Consider the following 15,801-nt stretch of genomic DNA (forward strand, 5'->3'; position numbering starts at 1 on the left):
TTCCCCTCTTAAAGCGCCGCGGCGCCGGTTTCGCCGGTCCGGATACGCACCGCCTCTTCGACGTTCAGCACGAAGATCTTGCCGTCGCCGATCTTGCCCGTGCCCGCGGCCTGCTTGATCGCATCGACGGCCTTGGACACGGTGGAGTCTTCGACCACCACTTCGAGTTGCACTTTGGGCAGGAAGTTCACCTGGTATTCCGCCCCCCTATAGATCTCGGTCTGGCCCTTTTGTCGGCCGTAGCCCTTGACCTCCGAGACCGTCAGGCCCTCCACGCCGGCCGCGACCAGCGCTTCGCGCACGTCGTCCAGCTTGAAGGGTTTGACGACCGCCATGATCAGTTTCATCGCTCGCTCCCGCGTGACCCCCAGGGAGGCCCGCCCCTCGTTGTTGCATTGCGCCGCACGCCAGCGCTTGGGACGAGGCGTGACGACTTGGCGACGCTAGCGGCGTGGCGCCAGAACCGGAGCCGACCGGCGCCAAACGGTCACAACAAGGGCCAAGCTGCTCTCAATATGTGCAGATGAATCCAAAATAGCATCATTATTGGGCAATATTTCGGGCGTCGCAGGATTGCGGGCCAGAAATGCGGGGGCGGACCCCAGGTCACGAGGGCGTGAACCCGGAACTCCCAAGCTTCGCGGGCGTAGTGAGCGGGACGTCAGGTCTGCGCGCAAGGCGCGGTCGAGGCGCCGACCGAGGACTTCAATGCTGATGAAAGCGCTTCTGAACGCCGCCGCCGCCACGGCCATCCTGGCGGCTGTCGCGGCGCCGAACCTCGGCCTCGCCCAGGCGGCGCCCGGCCCGGACGCCAAGACGCAGGCGACCGCCGCCCAGGCCACGGGCAGGGCCACGACCGACGCCCCAGCTGCAACCCAGACGCAAGGCGCGGCCTGGGCGGTGAAGCAGGCGACGGCGCCGACAGCGGGCGCGCCTGTCGCCGCCTCGCCGGCGCCGCCCGCTCGCGTCGTGGCCCGCGGCGACCTGGTGGAGACCCTGCGCGCTTCGGGTCAGTTCACCGCCTTCCTGAAGGCGGCGGACGCGACCAACCTGACCGGGGTGCTGAAGAACAACCAGAACCTGACGGTGTTCGCCCCGACGGACGCGGCCTTCGCCGCCCTGCCGCCCGGCAGACTCGACGCTCTGATGGCCGACAAGCCGCAACTGCAGAAGCTGCTCACCCATCACATCGTCAACGCCCGGGTGGACTCTTCGAAGTTCCGCGGCGCCAAGGGCCCCGTGCCCTCGGCAGCTGGCGATTCGATCCAGCTCGACGGATCGGGCGAGACGCTCAGGGCCGATGACGCCGCCATCGTCCAGCCGGACGTGATCGCCTCGAACGGGGTGCTGCAGGTGGTCGACCGGGTGCTGACGCCCGGCGCGCCGGGCGCCTCCGCGGCTGCCGCCACGACCAGCGCCGCGCCGGCGGCGGCGACCGTCCAGGCGCCAGCGAGCGACAAGGACGCCAAGAGCGCTCCGTCCGGCGACAGCGATCGGGGCAAGCGGTGAGGGGCGACGGGGCAGAGGGCGGGCGCCGACCAACCTTAGGAGACATGCGATGAAGCTCAACTATCTCTTCGGCGCTGTGGCCGCCTGCGGCCTGATCGCCGGGACCGCCTACGCCCAGTCCGCCCCCACGAGCGCGCCCCCCGACGCCGCCGGCGCGGGGGCTTCGGGCGCTGCGACGGCTCCGGGGGGCGGCTCCACGGATCCGGCGACCGGCCCGAGCGGCGCGATGGGGGCCGGCCCCAACACCAGCGAGAGCGCGCCCGCCGACGCCACGACGACAACCACGACGACCGACCCGACCACCGGCGTGAGCGCGACCTCGGCCACCACCTACGGCCAGAGCGCCAGCGTCACGACGACGACCACCACCAACGGACCGGTTCCCGACACCGCCGAGAACCGCGCCAAATACGGTGGACCGATGTCTCACGCCGGCCGCCGCTCGAGCGCCAAGGGCGACTGAGCCCGATCCCAGTCCCCAAGACGCAGGCCCAAATTGCAGGCAGAGGCGCCTGCAGCGTGGGTTGAAGCCAAGGTCGGCGGGCCCTATGGTCCGCCGACTTTTTTTGCGCCTGCGAAACCGTCCCAATTCATGTCTGACAAGCCGCTTTCGTTTCAGGCCCTGTTCCTGAAGCTGCACGACTATTGGAGCCGCCAGGGCTGCACCATCGTCCAGGCCTACGACGTGGAGGTCGGCGCCGGCACCCTGAACCCGATGACGGTGCTGCGCGCCCTGGGCCCCAAGCCCTGGAAGGTGGCCTACGTCCAGCCGTCGCGCCGCCCGGCCGACGGCCGCTATGGCGAGAACCCGAACCGGCTGCACCAGCACCACCAGTACCAGGTGATCCTGAAGCCCAATCCGCCGAACCTGCAGGAGCTCTATCTGGGCTCGCTGGAGGCGATCGGCATCGACCCGCTGGTGCACGACATCCGCTTCGTCGAGGACGACTGGGAGAACCCGACCGTGGGCGCCTGGGGCCTCGGCTGGGAGGTCTGGTGCGATGGCATGGAGATCACCCAGTACACCTACTTCCAGCAGGTGGGGGGCTTGGACGTCTTCCCCGTCGCCGGCGAGCTCACCTACGGGCTCGAACGCCTGGCGCTCTATCTCCAGAATAAGGAGAGCGTCTACGACCTCGCCTACAACGACGAGTTCACCTACGGCGAGATCTTCCTGGCCAACGAGCAGCAGTTCTCCGCCTTCGAGCTGGAGGTGGCCGACGTGCCGACCTTCCAGCGCCAGTTCGAGGACATGGAGCGCGAGGTGCCGCGCATCCTGGCCAGCCGCGGCCGCCAGGGCCAGCAGCTGGTGCTGCCGGCCTACGACCACGTGCTGAAGGCCTCGCACCTGTTCAACATCATGGACGCCCGCGGCGCGATCGCCGTCGCCGAGCGCCAGAGCTACATCGGCCGCATCCGCGACCTGTGTAAAATGTGCGCGGAGGCCTGGGTGGCCCAGCAGGGCGTGAACGCGTGAGGTCGCTTCCAAAATGCGCCGTCGTCGTCGTGCTTGCGGTTTTGCTCGGCGGAACGGCGTGCACGCGCAAGGCTGAGGCGGACGACGGAACCATCCTCATCAGCCCCGACGATCAGGCCGTGAACGCGGCTAAGAGCGAAGCCATCAAGGCGCTGCCGGTCTTCTGGGCGAAGTTCGACGCGAAGGAGCCGGGCGCCAGCCACTATCTCGTCAAGGTCGCCCTGCACGCAAAGGGCGGGGGCGACGAGGTCGTCTGGGCCGAACCGCTGCAACACGCGCAAGACGACGTCGTCGTGCGTCTCGCCAACCAGCCCGTCTACCTGGCTGAGCCAAAGCTGGGCGACGTCATCCACGTCCCGCCGGAGGATCTCGTCGACTGGTCGTATCTAAAGAACGGAAAGCTCTACGGCCACTTCGTCACGCGCTCGATGATGAACCGCGCAAAGCCCGAAGAGCGCGCCCTCATGGAAGCCAATCTCGCGCCGACACCCCTGGAATCTGACGTTAACTAATGCCCCAGCTTCTGCTCGAACTGTTCTCCGAAGAAATCCCCGCGCGCATGCAGGCGCAGGCGGCGCGGGATCTGGAGCGGATGGCGCGCGACGCCCTGGCCAAGGAAGGCTTCCTGCCCGAGGCGCTGAAGACCTTCGCGGGCCCGCGTCGGCTGACGCTGGTGGCCGAGGGCCTGCCTGCGGCCCAGCCGGACCGGCACGAGGAGGCCAAGGGCCCGCGCGTCGGGTCTCCGGACCAGGCCATCGAAGGGTTCCTGCGCAAGACGGGGCTCTCGCGCGACCAGCTGACCGAGCGCGACGGAGTCTATTTCGCCCATACGCACAAGCCGGGCCGGTCGACGCCGGCGATCGTCGCTGAAATGGTCGAGGCGATCATCCGCGGCTTCCCGTGGCCGAAGTCGATGGTCTCCGGGACCAGCAGGCTGCGCTGGGTGCGGCCGCTGAAGCGCATCCTCTGCGTCTTCGACGGCGAGATCGTGCCGTTCACCGTCGACGGGATCGAAAGCGGCGACCTGACAGAGGGCCACCGCTTCATGGGCTCGCGTCAGTCGTTCCGGGCGAAGGACTTCGACCAGTACCAGGACGGCCTGGCCCGCAACTTCGTGGTCCTCGATCCCGAGGAGCGCAAGGAGCGGATCATGGACGCCGCGCGCACCCTCTGCTTCGCGCGCAATTTCGAGCTGGTCGAGGACGAGGGCCTGCTGGACGAGGTCGCTGGCCTGGCCGAGTGGCCGACGCCGGTGATGGGCGAGATGGACCCGGCCTTCCTCGACCTGCCGCCGGAAGTGATCCGCACCTCGATGCGGGTGCACCAGCGCTTCTTCGCCGTGCGCGATCCGCAGACCGGCTTCCTGGTCCCGCACTTCGTCACCGTCGCCAATATCGAAGCGACCGACGGCGGCGAGACGATCTCGAAGGGCAACGCCAAGGTGCTCCGGGCGCGGCTGTCCGACGCGCGGTTCTTCTGGAACGAGGACCTGAAGACCCGGCTGGAAGACCGGCTGGAGAAGCTGAAGGGCGTGACCTACCACGCCAAGCTCGGGACGATGTCCGAGCGGGTCGAGCGGATCGCCGCGCTCGCCGCCGAGCTCGCGCCCTTCGTCCGCGACGATGCGGAGACCAAGAGCAAGGTGGTCCAGGCCGCGCGGCTGGCCAAGGCCGACCTGGTCTCCGGCATGGTCGGCGAGTTCCCCGAACTGCAGGGGATCATGGGCGCCTACTACGCCGAGAAGGAAGGCCTCGACCCGGACGTGGTCGACGCCATCCGCCATCACTATCGCCCGCAAGGCCCGAGCGACGACGTCCCGGTGCAGGCGACAGCCGCCACCGTGGCCCTGGCCGACAAGCTCGACACCCTGGTCAGCTTCTTCGCCATCGACGAGAAGCCGACAGGCTCGAGAGACCCCTATGCGCTGCGCCGCGCAGCCCTGGGCGTCATCCGCATCATCCTGCAGAGCCGCACCCGCCTGCCGCTCAAGCGCTTCGCCTCGGCTGACCTCTTGGCCTTCTTCGCCGACCGGCTGAAGGTGCTGCTGCGCGAACAGGGCCAGCGGCACGACCTGGTGGACGCGGTCTTCGCCCTGGGCGACGACGACCTGGTCCGCATCGTCAGCCGGGTGGATCACCTCGACCGCTTCCTGGGGACCGAGGACGGCAAAAACCTGCTGGCCGGCTACAAGCGTGCGGTGAACATCCTCAGGGCCGAGGAAAAGAAAGGCGTGCTACCTGGCGGCGAGCCAGTGGACATGCCGAACGCGCCGGTAGAAGAAAGCGCTCTGATCAACATGACTGGGCATATTCAGCTGGAAGTCGGAAAAGCGCTCGATCGTGAGGATTTCGAGGGCGCCATGCGCGAACTCGCGAATCTCCGCCTGCCGGTCGATGCGTTTTTTGAGAAGGTGCTCGTCAACTCCGATATTCCAGAAGAGCGCGACAATCGCTTGCGCCTTCTGGTGAAGGTCCGTGACGCCATGGGGCGCGTAGCGGATTTCGCGCAAGTGACCGGTTGAAAAAGGGGACCACGCATATGGTGGCCGACACGATGGTGAAGACGCGTTGGGTCTATGCCTTCGGTGGCGGCGCCGCCGACGGCGACGCCTCCATGAAGAATTTGCTGGGCGGCAAGGGGGCCAACCTCGCCGAGATGTCGGCGCTCGGCCTGCCGGTGCCGCCGGGCTTCACGATCACGACCGAGTGCTGCACCCACTACTATTCCGGCGAGCAGACCTATCCGGCGGACCTGAAGGACCAGGTGGCCGCAGGCCTCGCGCGCGTCGAGGAGCTGACCGGCAAGAGCTTCGGCGATCCGGCCAACCCACTGCTGGTGTCGGTGCGCTCGGGCGCCCGGGCCTCGATGCCGGGGATGATGGACACGGTCCTCAACCTGGGGCTCAACGACCAGACGGTCGAGGGGCTGGCCAAGCTCTCGGGCGACCGGCGCTTCGCCTTCGATTCCTATCGTCGCTTCATCCAGATGTACTCGAACGTGGTCCTCAACCTGGACCACCACATGTTCGAGGAGATCCTCGACGATCATAAGGAACGGCTCGACATCCAGGTCGACACCGCGCTCACCGCCGACGACTGGGAAGCCGTGGTCGCCGACTACAAGAAGGCGGTCGCCCAGGAGAACGGCAAGCCGTTCCCGCAGGACGCCCACGATCAGCTGTGGGGCGCGATCGGCGCCGTCTTCACCAGCTGGATGAACGACCGCGCCAAGTTCTACCGCCGCATGCACGACATCCCGGAGAGCTGGGGCACGGCGGTCAACGTCCAGTCGATGGTGTTCGGCAACATGGGCGACACCTCGGCGACGGGCGTGGCCTTCACCCGCAACCCCTCCACCGGCGAGAACCGCCTCTACGGCGAGTTCCTGATCAACGCCCAGGGCGAGGACGTGGTGGCCGGCATCCGCACGCCCCAGGCGCTGACCAAGATCGCCCGGGAAGAGATGGGCGACCGCCAGCCCTCGATGGAAGAGGCGCTGCCCGAGGTCTTCATCGAGTTCAAGGCCGTGGTGGAGAAGCTCGAGACCCACTACCGCGACATGCAGGACATCGAGTTCACCGTCGAGCAGGGGCGTCTCTACATGCTCCAGACTCGCAACGGGAAGCGCACCGCCAAGGCGGCGCTGAAAGTCGCCGTCGACCTCGCCTCCGAAGGCCTGATCACCGAGGACGAAGCGGTGATGCGCGTCGAGCCCGCCTCGCTCGACCAGCTGCTGCACCCGACCATCGATCCGGCCAGCCCGCGAGACGTGATCGCCACCGGCCTGCCGGCGTCGCCCGGCGCCGCCACCGGCAAGGTGGTCTTCACCGCCGAGGAGGCCGAACGCCTGGGCGGCGCCGGTGAGGCGGTGATCCTGGTGCGCGAAGAGACCAGCCCCGAGGACATCCGCGGCATGGACGCCGCCCGCGGGGTGGTCACCGCCCGGGGCGGGATGACCAGCCACGCCGCCGTGGTCGCCCGCGGCATGGGCCGGCCGTGCGTCTCCGGCGCCGGCGAGATCCACATCGACATGAAGGCCGGCGAGTTCCACGCCCGCGGCAAGACCATCAAGGCCTACGACGTCATCACCATCGACGGCTCGACCGGCGAAGTGCTGACCGGCCATGTGAAGATGGTCCAGCCGGAGCTTTCGGGCGATTTCGCCGCCCTGATGGCCTGGGCCGACAGCGTGCGCCGGCTGAAGGTGCGCGCCAACGCCGAGACCGCGCTCGACGCCCGGACCGCTCGCGAGTTCGGCGCGGAGGGCATCGGCCTGTGCCGCACCGAGCACATGTTCTTCGATCCCGATCGGATCGCCGCCGTGCGCGAGATGATCCTGGCCGACGACGAGGCCGGCCGCCGCCTGGCGCTCGCCAAGATCCTGCCGATGCAGCGCCAGGACTTCGTCGAGCTGTTCAGCATCATGGAAGGGCTGCCGGTCACCATCCGGCTGCTCGACCCGCCGCTGCACGAGTTCCTGCCGCACACCGAGGAGGAGGTGGCCGCGGTCGCCGCCGCCACCGGGCTGGACGCCGCCAAGCTGCTGCGCCGGGCCCAGGAGCTGCACGAGGTGAACCCGATGCTGGGCCACCGCGGCTGCCGCCTGGGGGTCTCCTATCCGGAGATCTACGAGATGCAGGTCCGCGCCATCATCGAGGCGGCCTGCGAGATCGTCGCCCAGGGCCGGCCTGCGCCGATCCCGGAGATCATGCATCCGCTGGTCGCCAAGGGCGAGGAGATGAAGTTCCTCAAGGTCCTCACCGACCGCACCGCCAAGGCGGTGATCGAGGAGAAGGGCTGCGAGATCGTCTACAAGGTCGGCACCATGATCGAGCTGCCGCGGGCGGCGATCCGCGCCGGCGACCTGGCGGAGAACGCCGAGTTCTTCTCCTTCGGCACCAACGACCTGACCCAGACCACCTTCGGCATCAGCCGCGATGACTCCGGCAGGTTCCTCAACGCCTATATCGAGAAGGGGATCTTCGAGAAGGACCCCTTCGTCAGCCTCGACCAGGAAGGCGTCGGCGATCTTGTCCGCATCGCCACCGAGCGTGGCAGGGCGGTGCGGCCGGACGTCAAGCTCGGCATCTGCGGCGAGCACGGCGGCGACCCGGCCTCGATCCAGTTCTGCGAGAGCATCGGCCTGGATTACGTCAGCTGCTCGGCCTACCGCGTGCCGATCGCCCGCCTCGCCGCCGCCCAGGCGGCCATCGGCGAGCGCGAAAAGGACCGCTAGGATCGGCGAGCCCGGGCTGGAGCCTGGGCTCGTTCAGAGGCCGAGCGCGGCGCGGGTGACCGCGCCGACGATCCCGTCGGCCAGCAGGCCGTGCTGCTGCTGATACTGCACGACGGCGGCCCTCGTCGTGGGGCCGAAGTCGCCGTCCGCCGTCAGTCCGAGCTTCTGCTGCAGGGCGACGACGTCGGGGCCTTCATCGCCCATGCGCAGCGGGCGCGGGCCCTGAGCGCGGGGCCCGCCGGCGGCGTGCAGCGCGTAGGCCGCCGCCAGCTTCGCATCGTATTTGTTCCTGGCGTAGTCGGGGCCGTTGTAACCACGCGCGAAGCCCGCCCAGTCGCGCCGGCGCAGCTCGTCGCTCAGGCCATTGCTTTGGACGAAGTTGACGAAGGCCTGCAGGTGGTTGTCCTCGGAGGCGCACATGGCGTCGCAGAAGCTCCGGACGTCGGCGTATCCGGCGGCCTGGTAGTTCGCGCCCATGATCTGGAATGCGCCCCAGCTGGCGGATTTCAACGCCTCGTCCGGCGCCAGGGCGAAGGCTTTCTGGAGCCGGACGTACTCCGCAGCTCCGCCCTTGTAGCCGCCCCAGCTGGCGTTGGAGATGTCGGGCGCCTGCGCGTCGTAGGCGCCGTTGGTCAGCTTGCGGAAGTAGTGCCGCTCGAACAAGATCCGCGGCCGGCCGTCGGCGAGGAAGCCGCCGTGGCTTTCCGCGTCGATCACCGCCTGGATGGCGGCCTCGTCGCAGGCCAAGGTGCGGGCCGCGAGCGCGGTCGCGCCCTCGGAGAGCGGCTTCGCCGCGCCCTTGAAGCTGACGTCTCCGACATCATCAACCATCTTGGCCTTTCCTTGCCTCTGAGGATGCTCCGGGATCTTCGACAAGCTGCTTGAACTCGGCGATCGCGCCGAAGTAGGCGAGCGGGCTGTCGCCTGCGCCCTTCAGCTTTTCCGCGATGAGCGGCCTGAGCTCCGGGGCGAGCGCCAGGGCCGCCTTCAGGGCGTTGAGCGCAGCGGTCTCCAGGCGTTCCAACCGCGGCGGGTCGTCGCCCTTCTGAGAGCGGAACTGGTCCGCGGCGGCTTCGGCGAGATTGATCGCCTGTCGGGCGGTTTCGATCGCGCTCGGCGTCCAGATGTCGCCGGGCAGCGGGCCGCGACGGTAAAGCCACCGCGCCTCGCGCGCTCCGCTACGGGCCATCACCTGCTGCCACAGCGCGCGCAGGCGATGGACGTGGAGATCGTCGCAGGAGATCCCCACCGCATGGCGGATCACGTCGACGTCCAGGGTTCCGCCCGCCGCTTGGATCTGCTTCTTGAAGGTCTCGCTGGCGTGCTCGAACAGGACCGCGCCGATTGCGAGCACGTAGTTCGGCGGGGCGTCCTCAGGAAGGACCGCCCGTTCGAGATCGAAGATCGTCCGGATGTGATGTGTGCGCAGGACGTGGAAGGCCTCTACGCCCACGACGGCGCAAAGCTGAGCCTGCAGCACCCAGTCGAACACCCTGAGGAAGCCGTACGGCGTTTCGACATAGAGCTCGACCGGATTGGCGGTGGCGAGGTTCTGGATGTCGATGATGTTGTTCTCTTCCAGACGGAAGCGCGTGGCCGAGTCGATCCCGTCGATAACCTCCACCGGAGTCACGCTGACCAGGTCGAGAGAGGCGAGATCGATCCGCTTCTGCAGGTTCAGCTTCAGCTGGGAGGCGATCCAGCTCAGGCCCGCCTCCGGCGCCAGGCCGACCAGGAAGGCGGCGCCCAGCCACCATGTCGGCTCCACGCCTGGCGGCGTGGCCGGCGCGCCAAAGATCTGCGGTACAGCCCCGATGAGCGGCGAGAGCGCCCGGAACCCCACCGTCGCTACAGTCACGCCCAGCAGGAGCTGGAAGGTGCTGCGCAGGAAGCTGATGGCGCCGAGTTCATAGTTGAGCAATTGCCGGATCAACACAGTCGTGGCGGTGACATAGGCGCCCAGGAAGGCGGCCACCGCCACGCTCGCGACGGCGGAGACGCGCTTGGCTTCATCCACACCGGCCAGGCTGAGCCCGCCTGACCAGATCAGGGCGTCATAGAGGCCGAGCGCCAGCGGCGAGCTTCCCGCCGACCCGGGCGTGAAGAGGTCCGATTTCGGCGTGAGCAGCAGGGTGAAGCCGAGATAGCTGAAGAAGGCGAAGAGCGTGGCCGTGAGGATGAGCCCGCGGGGTTCGCGTCGCGCGCCGCCGACGCCGTTCGCGGTCTTCGCCAGGCCGGTGTCATATTTCGACCGCACCAGCTCCAGGAGCGGCAAGGCCGCTTCGTTGTCGGGATAAAGCACGGCGACGAGGTCGTTATAGAGCGCGCCCCGCTGGCGACGCACGATGACGCGCGAGGCGAAGAGCGCGAATGGCAGGGCGCACGCCAAGGCGAGCGCCAGCAGATTGATCCCGCCCTCCACCGAGCCCTCCGAAAACCAACGTTATTCGAATGAGTTCAACGCTAAGCTGTGAAGCTGGTCAAGAGCCGCCGTGAACGTGTGTGCGGAATCGTGATCGCCGAAGCCAAGTCGCTGAAAAGCGTCGGAAGACTGCATCCGCCGGGGCAGCCGTCGGCCGCGTGCGGACGGCGGGCTGGAACACTGTTCAGCTTCGGCGGTTAGGCGCACATGCTGGCCGCGGAAAGCATCTTTCCGACCTTTTTTCTGTCGGGCTTCGAGTGCTCCACCTTCGACTGGCAGCACGCCGGCCGACGGAACCTCGCGGCCGAGACCCGGCACCTGGAGCACGCCCAGGAGGATTACGCCTTCCTGCGCCACCTCGGCATCGGGGTCGCGCGCGAAGGCGCGCCCTGGCCGCTGATCGACAAGGGCGGGGGACGTTACGACTTCAGCCCGCTGGAGCCGCTGCTCGAGGCGATGCACGCCCAGCACGTCCTGCCGATCTGGGACCTCTGCCACTATGGCTATCCGGATGGCCTGGACCCCTTCGGACCCGACTTCGTCCGGCGCTTCGCGGACTATGCCCAGGCGACCGCCGAACATGTGATCCCGCGCCTGCGCGGGCCGAACTATTTCACGCCCATCAATGAGATCACCTTCTTCGCCTACATGGCCGGGGAGTGGGGTTGGGCCGCGCCCTATGGAACCTCGCGGCAGACGCGGTTCGATTTCCGGTTGAAGCTCTGCGAGGCGGACATCGCCGCCGTGCAGGCGATCCGGCGGGTGGATCCGCAGGCGCGGATGATCCACATCGATCCGCTGGTGAACGTGGTGGCCCCACGCGATCGGCCGGACCTGGCGCCCGTCGCCTGGCGCGAGACCTATGACGACACCTTCCTGGCCTGGGACGTCATTGGCGGGAAGCGCCATCCCGAACTGGGCGGCGCCCCCGACATCCTCGATGTGGTGGGCGTCAACTGCTACTCCTTCGGTCAGATGGAGTACCGCGAGCAGGGGCCGCATGCGGCGCTGCCGCCGGGCGATGACCGCATCGTGTCGCTGTGCGAGCTGCTGATCTTCGCCTACGAGCGCTATCGCCGGCCGATGATCGTCGGCGAGACCAGCGGTCTGGACTCGGGGCGCGCCGACTGGCTCTGCGACGTCGTCCAGGAAGCGCTCGCGGCGGTCGACCGCGGGGTGGATCTGCACGGCCTCTGCCTCTTCCCGGCCGTCGACATGCCGGACTGGGGCAAGGGGATCTGGGTGCACAACGGCCTCTGCGACCTGGTCGAGGACCGCGGAGACCTGCGCAGATCCCCGGTCTGGGCCTATTGCGCCGAACTCAGGCGCTGGCAGCGCCGCCTGAAGCGCGTCACCCGGCTGGACCAGGACCCGCTCAGCGACCCGGTGAACCTACAGGACATCCGCGAGGCGGCGCGCGCCTGGAAGGTGCGGCCGGATGTCGACTGGAGCTGAGACCGCCCGCGGTCGCTGTGGCGAAATGGCAACAGCGGCCGCAGCCTCACCGACGAGTCACTGAACCGACCTTGTAACGCCGCGTTTGGCCCCGAAGTAAGATGCGGCTGGGGGCAGCTGCTCAGTTCGAGTGTTGGAGTACAATCAATGAAATCTCTCATCGCTGTGGCCACTGTCGCTGTCGCTGCCATTGCGGCCCCTGCTTTTGCACAAGACCAGGTCGCGCCAACAACGGGTGTTTACGCAAACCTCGGTTATGCGCATTCGAGTCCGGGCGACGCTGATCTTGACACGATCCAAGGACGGATCGGATATCGCGTGAACAACTGGTTCGGGGTCGAAGGTGAACTTTCCGGCGGTCTCGGCAGCGACGAGGTGAGCATCGCGCCGGGCGTCGACGCCAAGGTCAAGCTGAAGCACCAGGAAGCGATTTACGGCGTGGGCTTCCTGCCGTTGACCCCGCAGTGGGATCTGATCGGCCGGGTCGGCTACGGCAACACGCGGATCCGCACCTCATCTGGCGGGGTCTCGGCCTCGGACAATCAGCAGTCGTGGAACTTCGGCGGCGGCGCCCAGTACAATATCGACGGGCTGAACGGCATCCGCGCCGACTACACGCGCTACGAGTTCGAGGGCGGCGACGGCCACGCCGACGTCCTGGCCGTGGCCTACAACCGCAAGTTCTAGGCGCTCCTCCATCAGGAACAGCGAAGCCCTCCCGATCCGGGAGGGCTTTTGCATGCAAGGGACCTAGTCCCGCACCAGCGGAATGGTCAGGCCGGAGACCGGCCGGGCGCGCAGCGCCTCTCGCCGGAAGCGGAAGAGTTCGGCGGGGCGTCCGCCGGTGTCGGTCTCCAGCCGCCCCAGGCCCTGGACCAGTTCGGCGCGCTCCAACGCGCGGCGGAAGTTCTGCTTGTGCAGGGGCGCGCCGACGATGGCCTCCACGGCCCGCTGCAGGGCCGAGAGGGTGAAGGCCTCCGGCATCAGTTCGAACACCACCGGACGGTACTTCAGCTTGCCGCGCAGGCGGGACAGCGCGGTCGCCAGGATCCGCCGGTGGTCGGAGATCATCGGCTCGCCGAGCGCCGCCTTCAGGCGCTCCGGCTGGTCCAGCGGGTGTTCGCCGCGGTCGCGGGCGGCCTCGTGCGCCAGGCCCGCCTCGTAGAGCAGCTCGTAGCGCTCCAGCACCCGCTCCTCGTTCCAGGTCGCGCCGTCGAGGGCGAACATCAGGCGCGCGCGCGACAGCCGCTGGGCGTCGCCGTCCGCCCAGCGGCGCAAGGCCTCTTCGATGGGCCCAAGCGCGCTCGGACGGCCCTCGCGCCAGTCTTCCCAGGGAAAGAAGCGCGACCAGGGCTGCCAGTCGGAATCCGGCGTATGGCGCTCAAGGGCGGCCGGCGCGAGGGCAAGATAGCCCACCGAGATCACCCGCGAGGCGCCGTCGCCGGGCCCTTCGCCCATGTCGGCCAGGGGCGCGTCGCGGCCCTTGTCGCCGAAGGTGTAGAGCTGCTCGACATAGCCCAGGTTGAAACGGGTCTGCTCGGTCACGAAGGCGCGGAGCGCCAACTCGAAGGTGCGGTGGCCGGCCGGATCGAAGGGACCGAAGGGCAGGCCCTGGACCTGCTGGCCCTTAAATTCCGGGCCACGGGGGCGCACGGTCAGCACCACGGCCTCGCCCTCGCGGATCGCCACGACCACCGCCGACAGCCCGATGACCACCGAATTCGGCAAGGCTACTCCGTATCGAAGGCGGCGGGGGCGGGCGAATAGCCGGCCGCCTCCGACAGCAGGTGAAAGCGCTGCACATATCGCGTCTGCGCGAGCTGGGCAGGCCAGGGTTCGACGGTCAGGCTGTAGCCCTCGGGCGGCGCGCCGAACAGCTCCAGCGCCTCGGCGCGCTTGAAGCCGGCGAGCTCGGTCGCCTCGAAGAAGGCGCAGGCGCGGTCGGCCTGCTTGATCAGCTTCTTGATCGCGACGGGCGCCTTGGCCGGCAGGCCGAAGCGGATGTGGATCGCGGCCTCCAGCCGGTCCTCGAAGGTGCGGTAGTCGACGCCCAGGGCGGCCTTGAACGGCGAGATCATGTCGCCGATCACATATTCCGAGGCGTCGTGGAGCAGGGCCGCGAGCCGCCACCGCGGCTCGACGTCGGGCCGGACGTGGGCGACGATCTCCTCGACCACCACCGAATGCTGGGCCACCGAGAAGGCGTGCTGGCCGGTGGTCTGGCCATTCCAGCGCGCCACCCGGGCCAGGCCGTGGGCGATGTCCTCGATCTCGATGTCCATCGGAGATGGATCGAGCAGATCCAGCCGGCGACCGGACAGCATTCGCTGCCAGGCTCGCGGCGCGCTCGCGGTACGACGCAGCCCTTTCGTCACCTGCGCATTCCTTTCACGGTCAAGTCGTCACTGGAGGATCATCTGCGAAAGATCAATGCGGGGGCGGAAGCTAGTGTTCAATGGATAGGCGGCGAGGAGACGATGCAATGAGTTGGGCGCGGATCATGACGCCGCTTTCGGGCGGGCAGGAAGATGCAGCGGTCCTGGCCGCCGCAGCGATTCTGGCCGAGCCGTTCGGCGCCGAGGTCGCCGGGGTCTTCGCGCCGATCGACGCGGCGGACGTCATGCCCTGGATGGGCGAGGACTTCATGGGCGGCGTGCAGGCGAGCGCCCTGGAGACCCTGGCGAAAGCCACCGCCATCGGCGAAGGGCGCGCCCGCGGCGCGCTGGAGGGCTGCGGCTACTGGAACCGGCGTTTTGTCAGCCTGCAAAGTCCAGTTTGGGCCGGGCTCTGCGCGGAGGGAAGGCTTTCGGACGTCGTGGTCTTCCTCGACGAGACCGCGCGTGGCCGCGGGGCGCTTGCGGATCACTTCCGGCAGATGATCGCCGGCGAGCAGCGTCCGGTGCTGATCGTGCGGCCAGGCTTCAAGGCCGCCGGCTGCGTCATGGTCGCCTGGGACGGCGGCAAGGAGGCCTCGCGAGCTGCGCGGCTCGCGACCCCGCTGCTGGAGAAGGCGGGGCGCGTGATCATCGTCTCCGCGCCCCAGGCCAGCAACCGGCGCTTCGATCCGGCGTTGCTGCAGGCCTACTACGCCCAGCGCGGGGTGAAGGCCGAGATCGAGCTCTTGCCGGACAGCAGCGACGTCGGCCATGCTCTGCTGGAGGCGACCACGCGGGCCAGGGCTGATATCCTGGTCGCTGGCGCCTTCGGCCATCCGAGGCTCCAGGAATTCATTTTCGGCGGGACCACGAGGACCCTCCTGAACTCCGCCGGGCCATCGCTGTTTCTCTCTCATTGAGTTTGACTAAGGGTGTGAAAATGAACCTGTCGCGGATCGTCATGCGGCTCGCCCGCAACCCTGGCACAGAGTTCGCCGGCGGCGACGACCATCGCGGCTACACGCTGACGGCGCCTCTGACCGACGACGGCCACCTGGACGAGGGGGCCTTCTCGAAGACCCGCGCCAATTGCACCGTGCGCCGCTTCGCCCCCGACGAGGATCCGGTCGATGGGCGCCTGAACCGTCGTGGCCAGCGCTGGTTCTTCGACTACGACGCGGAGGACGCCGCCGACGATGAGCCGGTGCACCGGCTGGGCACGCACCGTTTCGCGGTGGGGGAATATGTCACCGTGACCGATGAGGACGGCCGGCCGCTCACCTATAAGGTGGTCGAGGTGAAGCAGGCGGCGGCGCGCTAGCGCCGCC

The 15,801-nt window shown here is 68.2% G+C and carries 15 protein-coding genes; 10 read left to right on the forward strand and 5 right to left on the reverse strand.

Going from position 1 to position 15,801, the window contains the following annotated elements:
* Positions 1–8: 8 nt before the first annotated feature.
* Positions 9–347: a P-II family nitrogen regulator gene (locus tag ACSQ2B_RS01910; RefSeq protein WP_436046847.1), complete on the reverse strand. Its 339-nt coding sequence runs from the start codon at positions 345–347 to the stop codon at positions 9–11.
* 367 nt (positions 348–714) lie between these two features.
* Here ACSQ2B_RS01910 and ACSQ2B_RS01915 point away from each other — a divergent pair, with 367 nt between their 5' ends.
* The 6 genes from ACSQ2B_RS01915 (at position 715) to ppdK (ending at position 8,221) form a co-directional block, all read left to right on the forward strand.
* Positions 715–1,509, forward strand: coding sequence for a fasciclin domain-containing protein (locus ACSQ2B_RS01915; RefSeq protein ID WP_436046849.1), 795 nt, complete (start codon positions 715–717; stop codon positions 1,507–1,509).
* A gap of 49 nt (positions 1,510–1,558) precedes the next feature.
* Positions 1,559–1,972, forward strand: a complete 414-nt coding sequence (locus ACSQ2B_RS01920; protein ID WP_436046851.1) for a hypothetical protein — start codon at positions 1,559–1,561, stop codon at positions 1,970–1,972.
* Positions 1,973–2,101: 129 nt separating this feature from the next.
* A complete protein-coding gene (locus tag ACSQ2B_RS01925) occupies positions 2,102–2,986 on the forward strand; it encodes a glycine--tRNA ligase subunit alpha (protein ID WP_436046853.1) in 885 nt (294 codons plus the stop codon).
* A 41-nt stretch (positions 2,987–3,027) separates the two neighbouring features.
* Positions 3,028–3,498, forward strand: coding sequence for a DUF2314 domain-containing protein (locus tag ACSQ2B_RS01930; RefSeq protein ID WP_436046854.1), 471 nt, complete (start codon positions 3,028–3,030; stop codon positions 3,496–3,498).
* Positions 3,498–5,507 carry a glycine--tRNA ligase subunit beta gene (glyS, locus tag ACSQ2B_RS01935; protein ID WP_436046856.1) on the forward strand — a complete coding sequence of 670 codons (2,010 nt, stop codon included), beginning with the start codon at positions 3,498–3,500 and terminating at the stop codon, positions 5,505–5,507. The genes ACSQ2B_RS01930 and glyS overlap by 1 nt, the downstream gene beginning before the upstream one ends.
* A gap of 17 nt (positions 5,508–5,524) precedes the next feature.
* Positions 5,525–8,221 (forward strand): pyruvate, phosphate dikinase, encoded by a 2,697-nt coding sequence (gene ppdK, locus ACSQ2B_RS01940; protein ID WP_436046858.1) that lies wholly within the window; start codon positions 5,525–5,527, stop codon positions 8,219–8,221.
* A gap of 33 nt (positions 8,222–8,254) precedes the next feature.
* Here the strand turns inward: ppdK and ACSQ2B_RS01945 are convergent, their stop codons facing one another.
* On the reverse strand, positions 8,255–9,052 hold the full coding sequence (locus ACSQ2B_RS01945; protein WP_436046859.1) for an N-acetylmuramidase domain-containing protein: 798 nt from the start codon (positions 9,050–9,052) through the stop codon (positions 8,255–8,257).
* Complete coding sequence (locus tag ACSQ2B_RS01950; RefSeq protein ID WP_436046861.1) at positions 9,045–10,643, reverse strand: hypothetical protein; 1,599 nt, start codon at positions 10,641–10,643, stop codon at positions 9,045–9,047. The genes ACSQ2B_RS01945 and ACSQ2B_RS01950 overlap by 8 nt, the downstream gene beginning before the upstream one ends.
* 207 nt (positions 10,644–10,850) lie before the next feature.
* On the opposite strand from ACSQ2B_RS01950, the gene ACSQ2B_RS01955 reads away from it, so the two are divergent.
* Positions 10,851–12,098: a hypothetical protein gene (locus ACSQ2B_RS01955; RefSeq protein ID WP_436046863.1), complete on the forward strand. Its 1,248-nt coding sequence runs from the start codon at positions 10,851–10,853 to the stop codon at positions 12,096–12,098.
* 147 nt (positions 12,099–12,245) lie between these two features.
* Positions 12,246–12,785, forward strand: coding sequence for a porin family protein (locus tag ACSQ2B_RS01960; protein WP_436046864.1), 540 nt, complete (start codon positions 12,246–12,248; stop codon positions 12,783–12,785).
* Between the two features lie 63 nt (positions 12,786–12,848).
* Here ACSQ2B_RS01960 and ACSQ2B_RS01965 read toward each other — a convergent pair whose 3' ends face one another.
* Both ACSQ2B_RS01965 and ACSQ2B_RS01970 read right to left on the reverse strand, forming a co-directional pair.
* On the reverse strand, positions 12,849–13,826 hold the full coding sequence (locus ACSQ2B_RS01965; RefSeq protein ID WP_436046865.1) for an NUDIX hydrolase: 978 nt from the start codon (positions 13,824–13,826) through the stop codon (positions 12,849–12,851).
* 2 nt (positions 13,827–13,828) lie between these two features.
* The gene (locus ACSQ2B_RS01970) at positions 13,829–14,473 is read right to left on the reverse strand and encodes an HD family hydrolase (RefSeq protein WP_436046867.1); all 645 of its coding nucleotides are present in this window, start codon (positions 14,471–14,473) and stop codon (positions 13,829–13,831) included.
* A gap of 107 nt (positions 14,474–14,580) precedes the next feature.
* On the opposite strand from ACSQ2B_RS01970, the gene ACSQ2B_RS01975 reads away from it, so the two are divergent.
* Both ACSQ2B_RS01975 and ACSQ2B_RS01980 read left to right on the forward strand, forming a co-directional pair.
* Positions 14,581–15,393, forward strand: a complete 813-nt coding sequence (locus tag ACSQ2B_RS01975) for a universal stress protein (RefSeq protein WP_436046868.1) — start codon at positions 14,581–14,583, stop codon at positions 15,391–15,393.
* A 20-nt stretch (positions 15,394–15,413) separates the two neighbouring features.
* Positions 15,414–15,794, forward strand: a complete 381-nt coding sequence (locus ACSQ2B_RS01980; RefSeq protein ID WP_436046870.1) for a hypothetical protein — start codon at positions 15,414–15,416, stop codon at positions 15,792–15,794.
* Positions 15,795–15,801: the final 7 nt, after the last annotated feature.

The sequence above is a fragment of the Phenylobacterium sp. LjRoot225 genome (assembly GCF_964252855.1).
Lineage (GTDB): Bacteria > Pseudomonadota > Alphaproteobacteria > Caulobacterales > Caulobacteraceae > Phenylobacterium.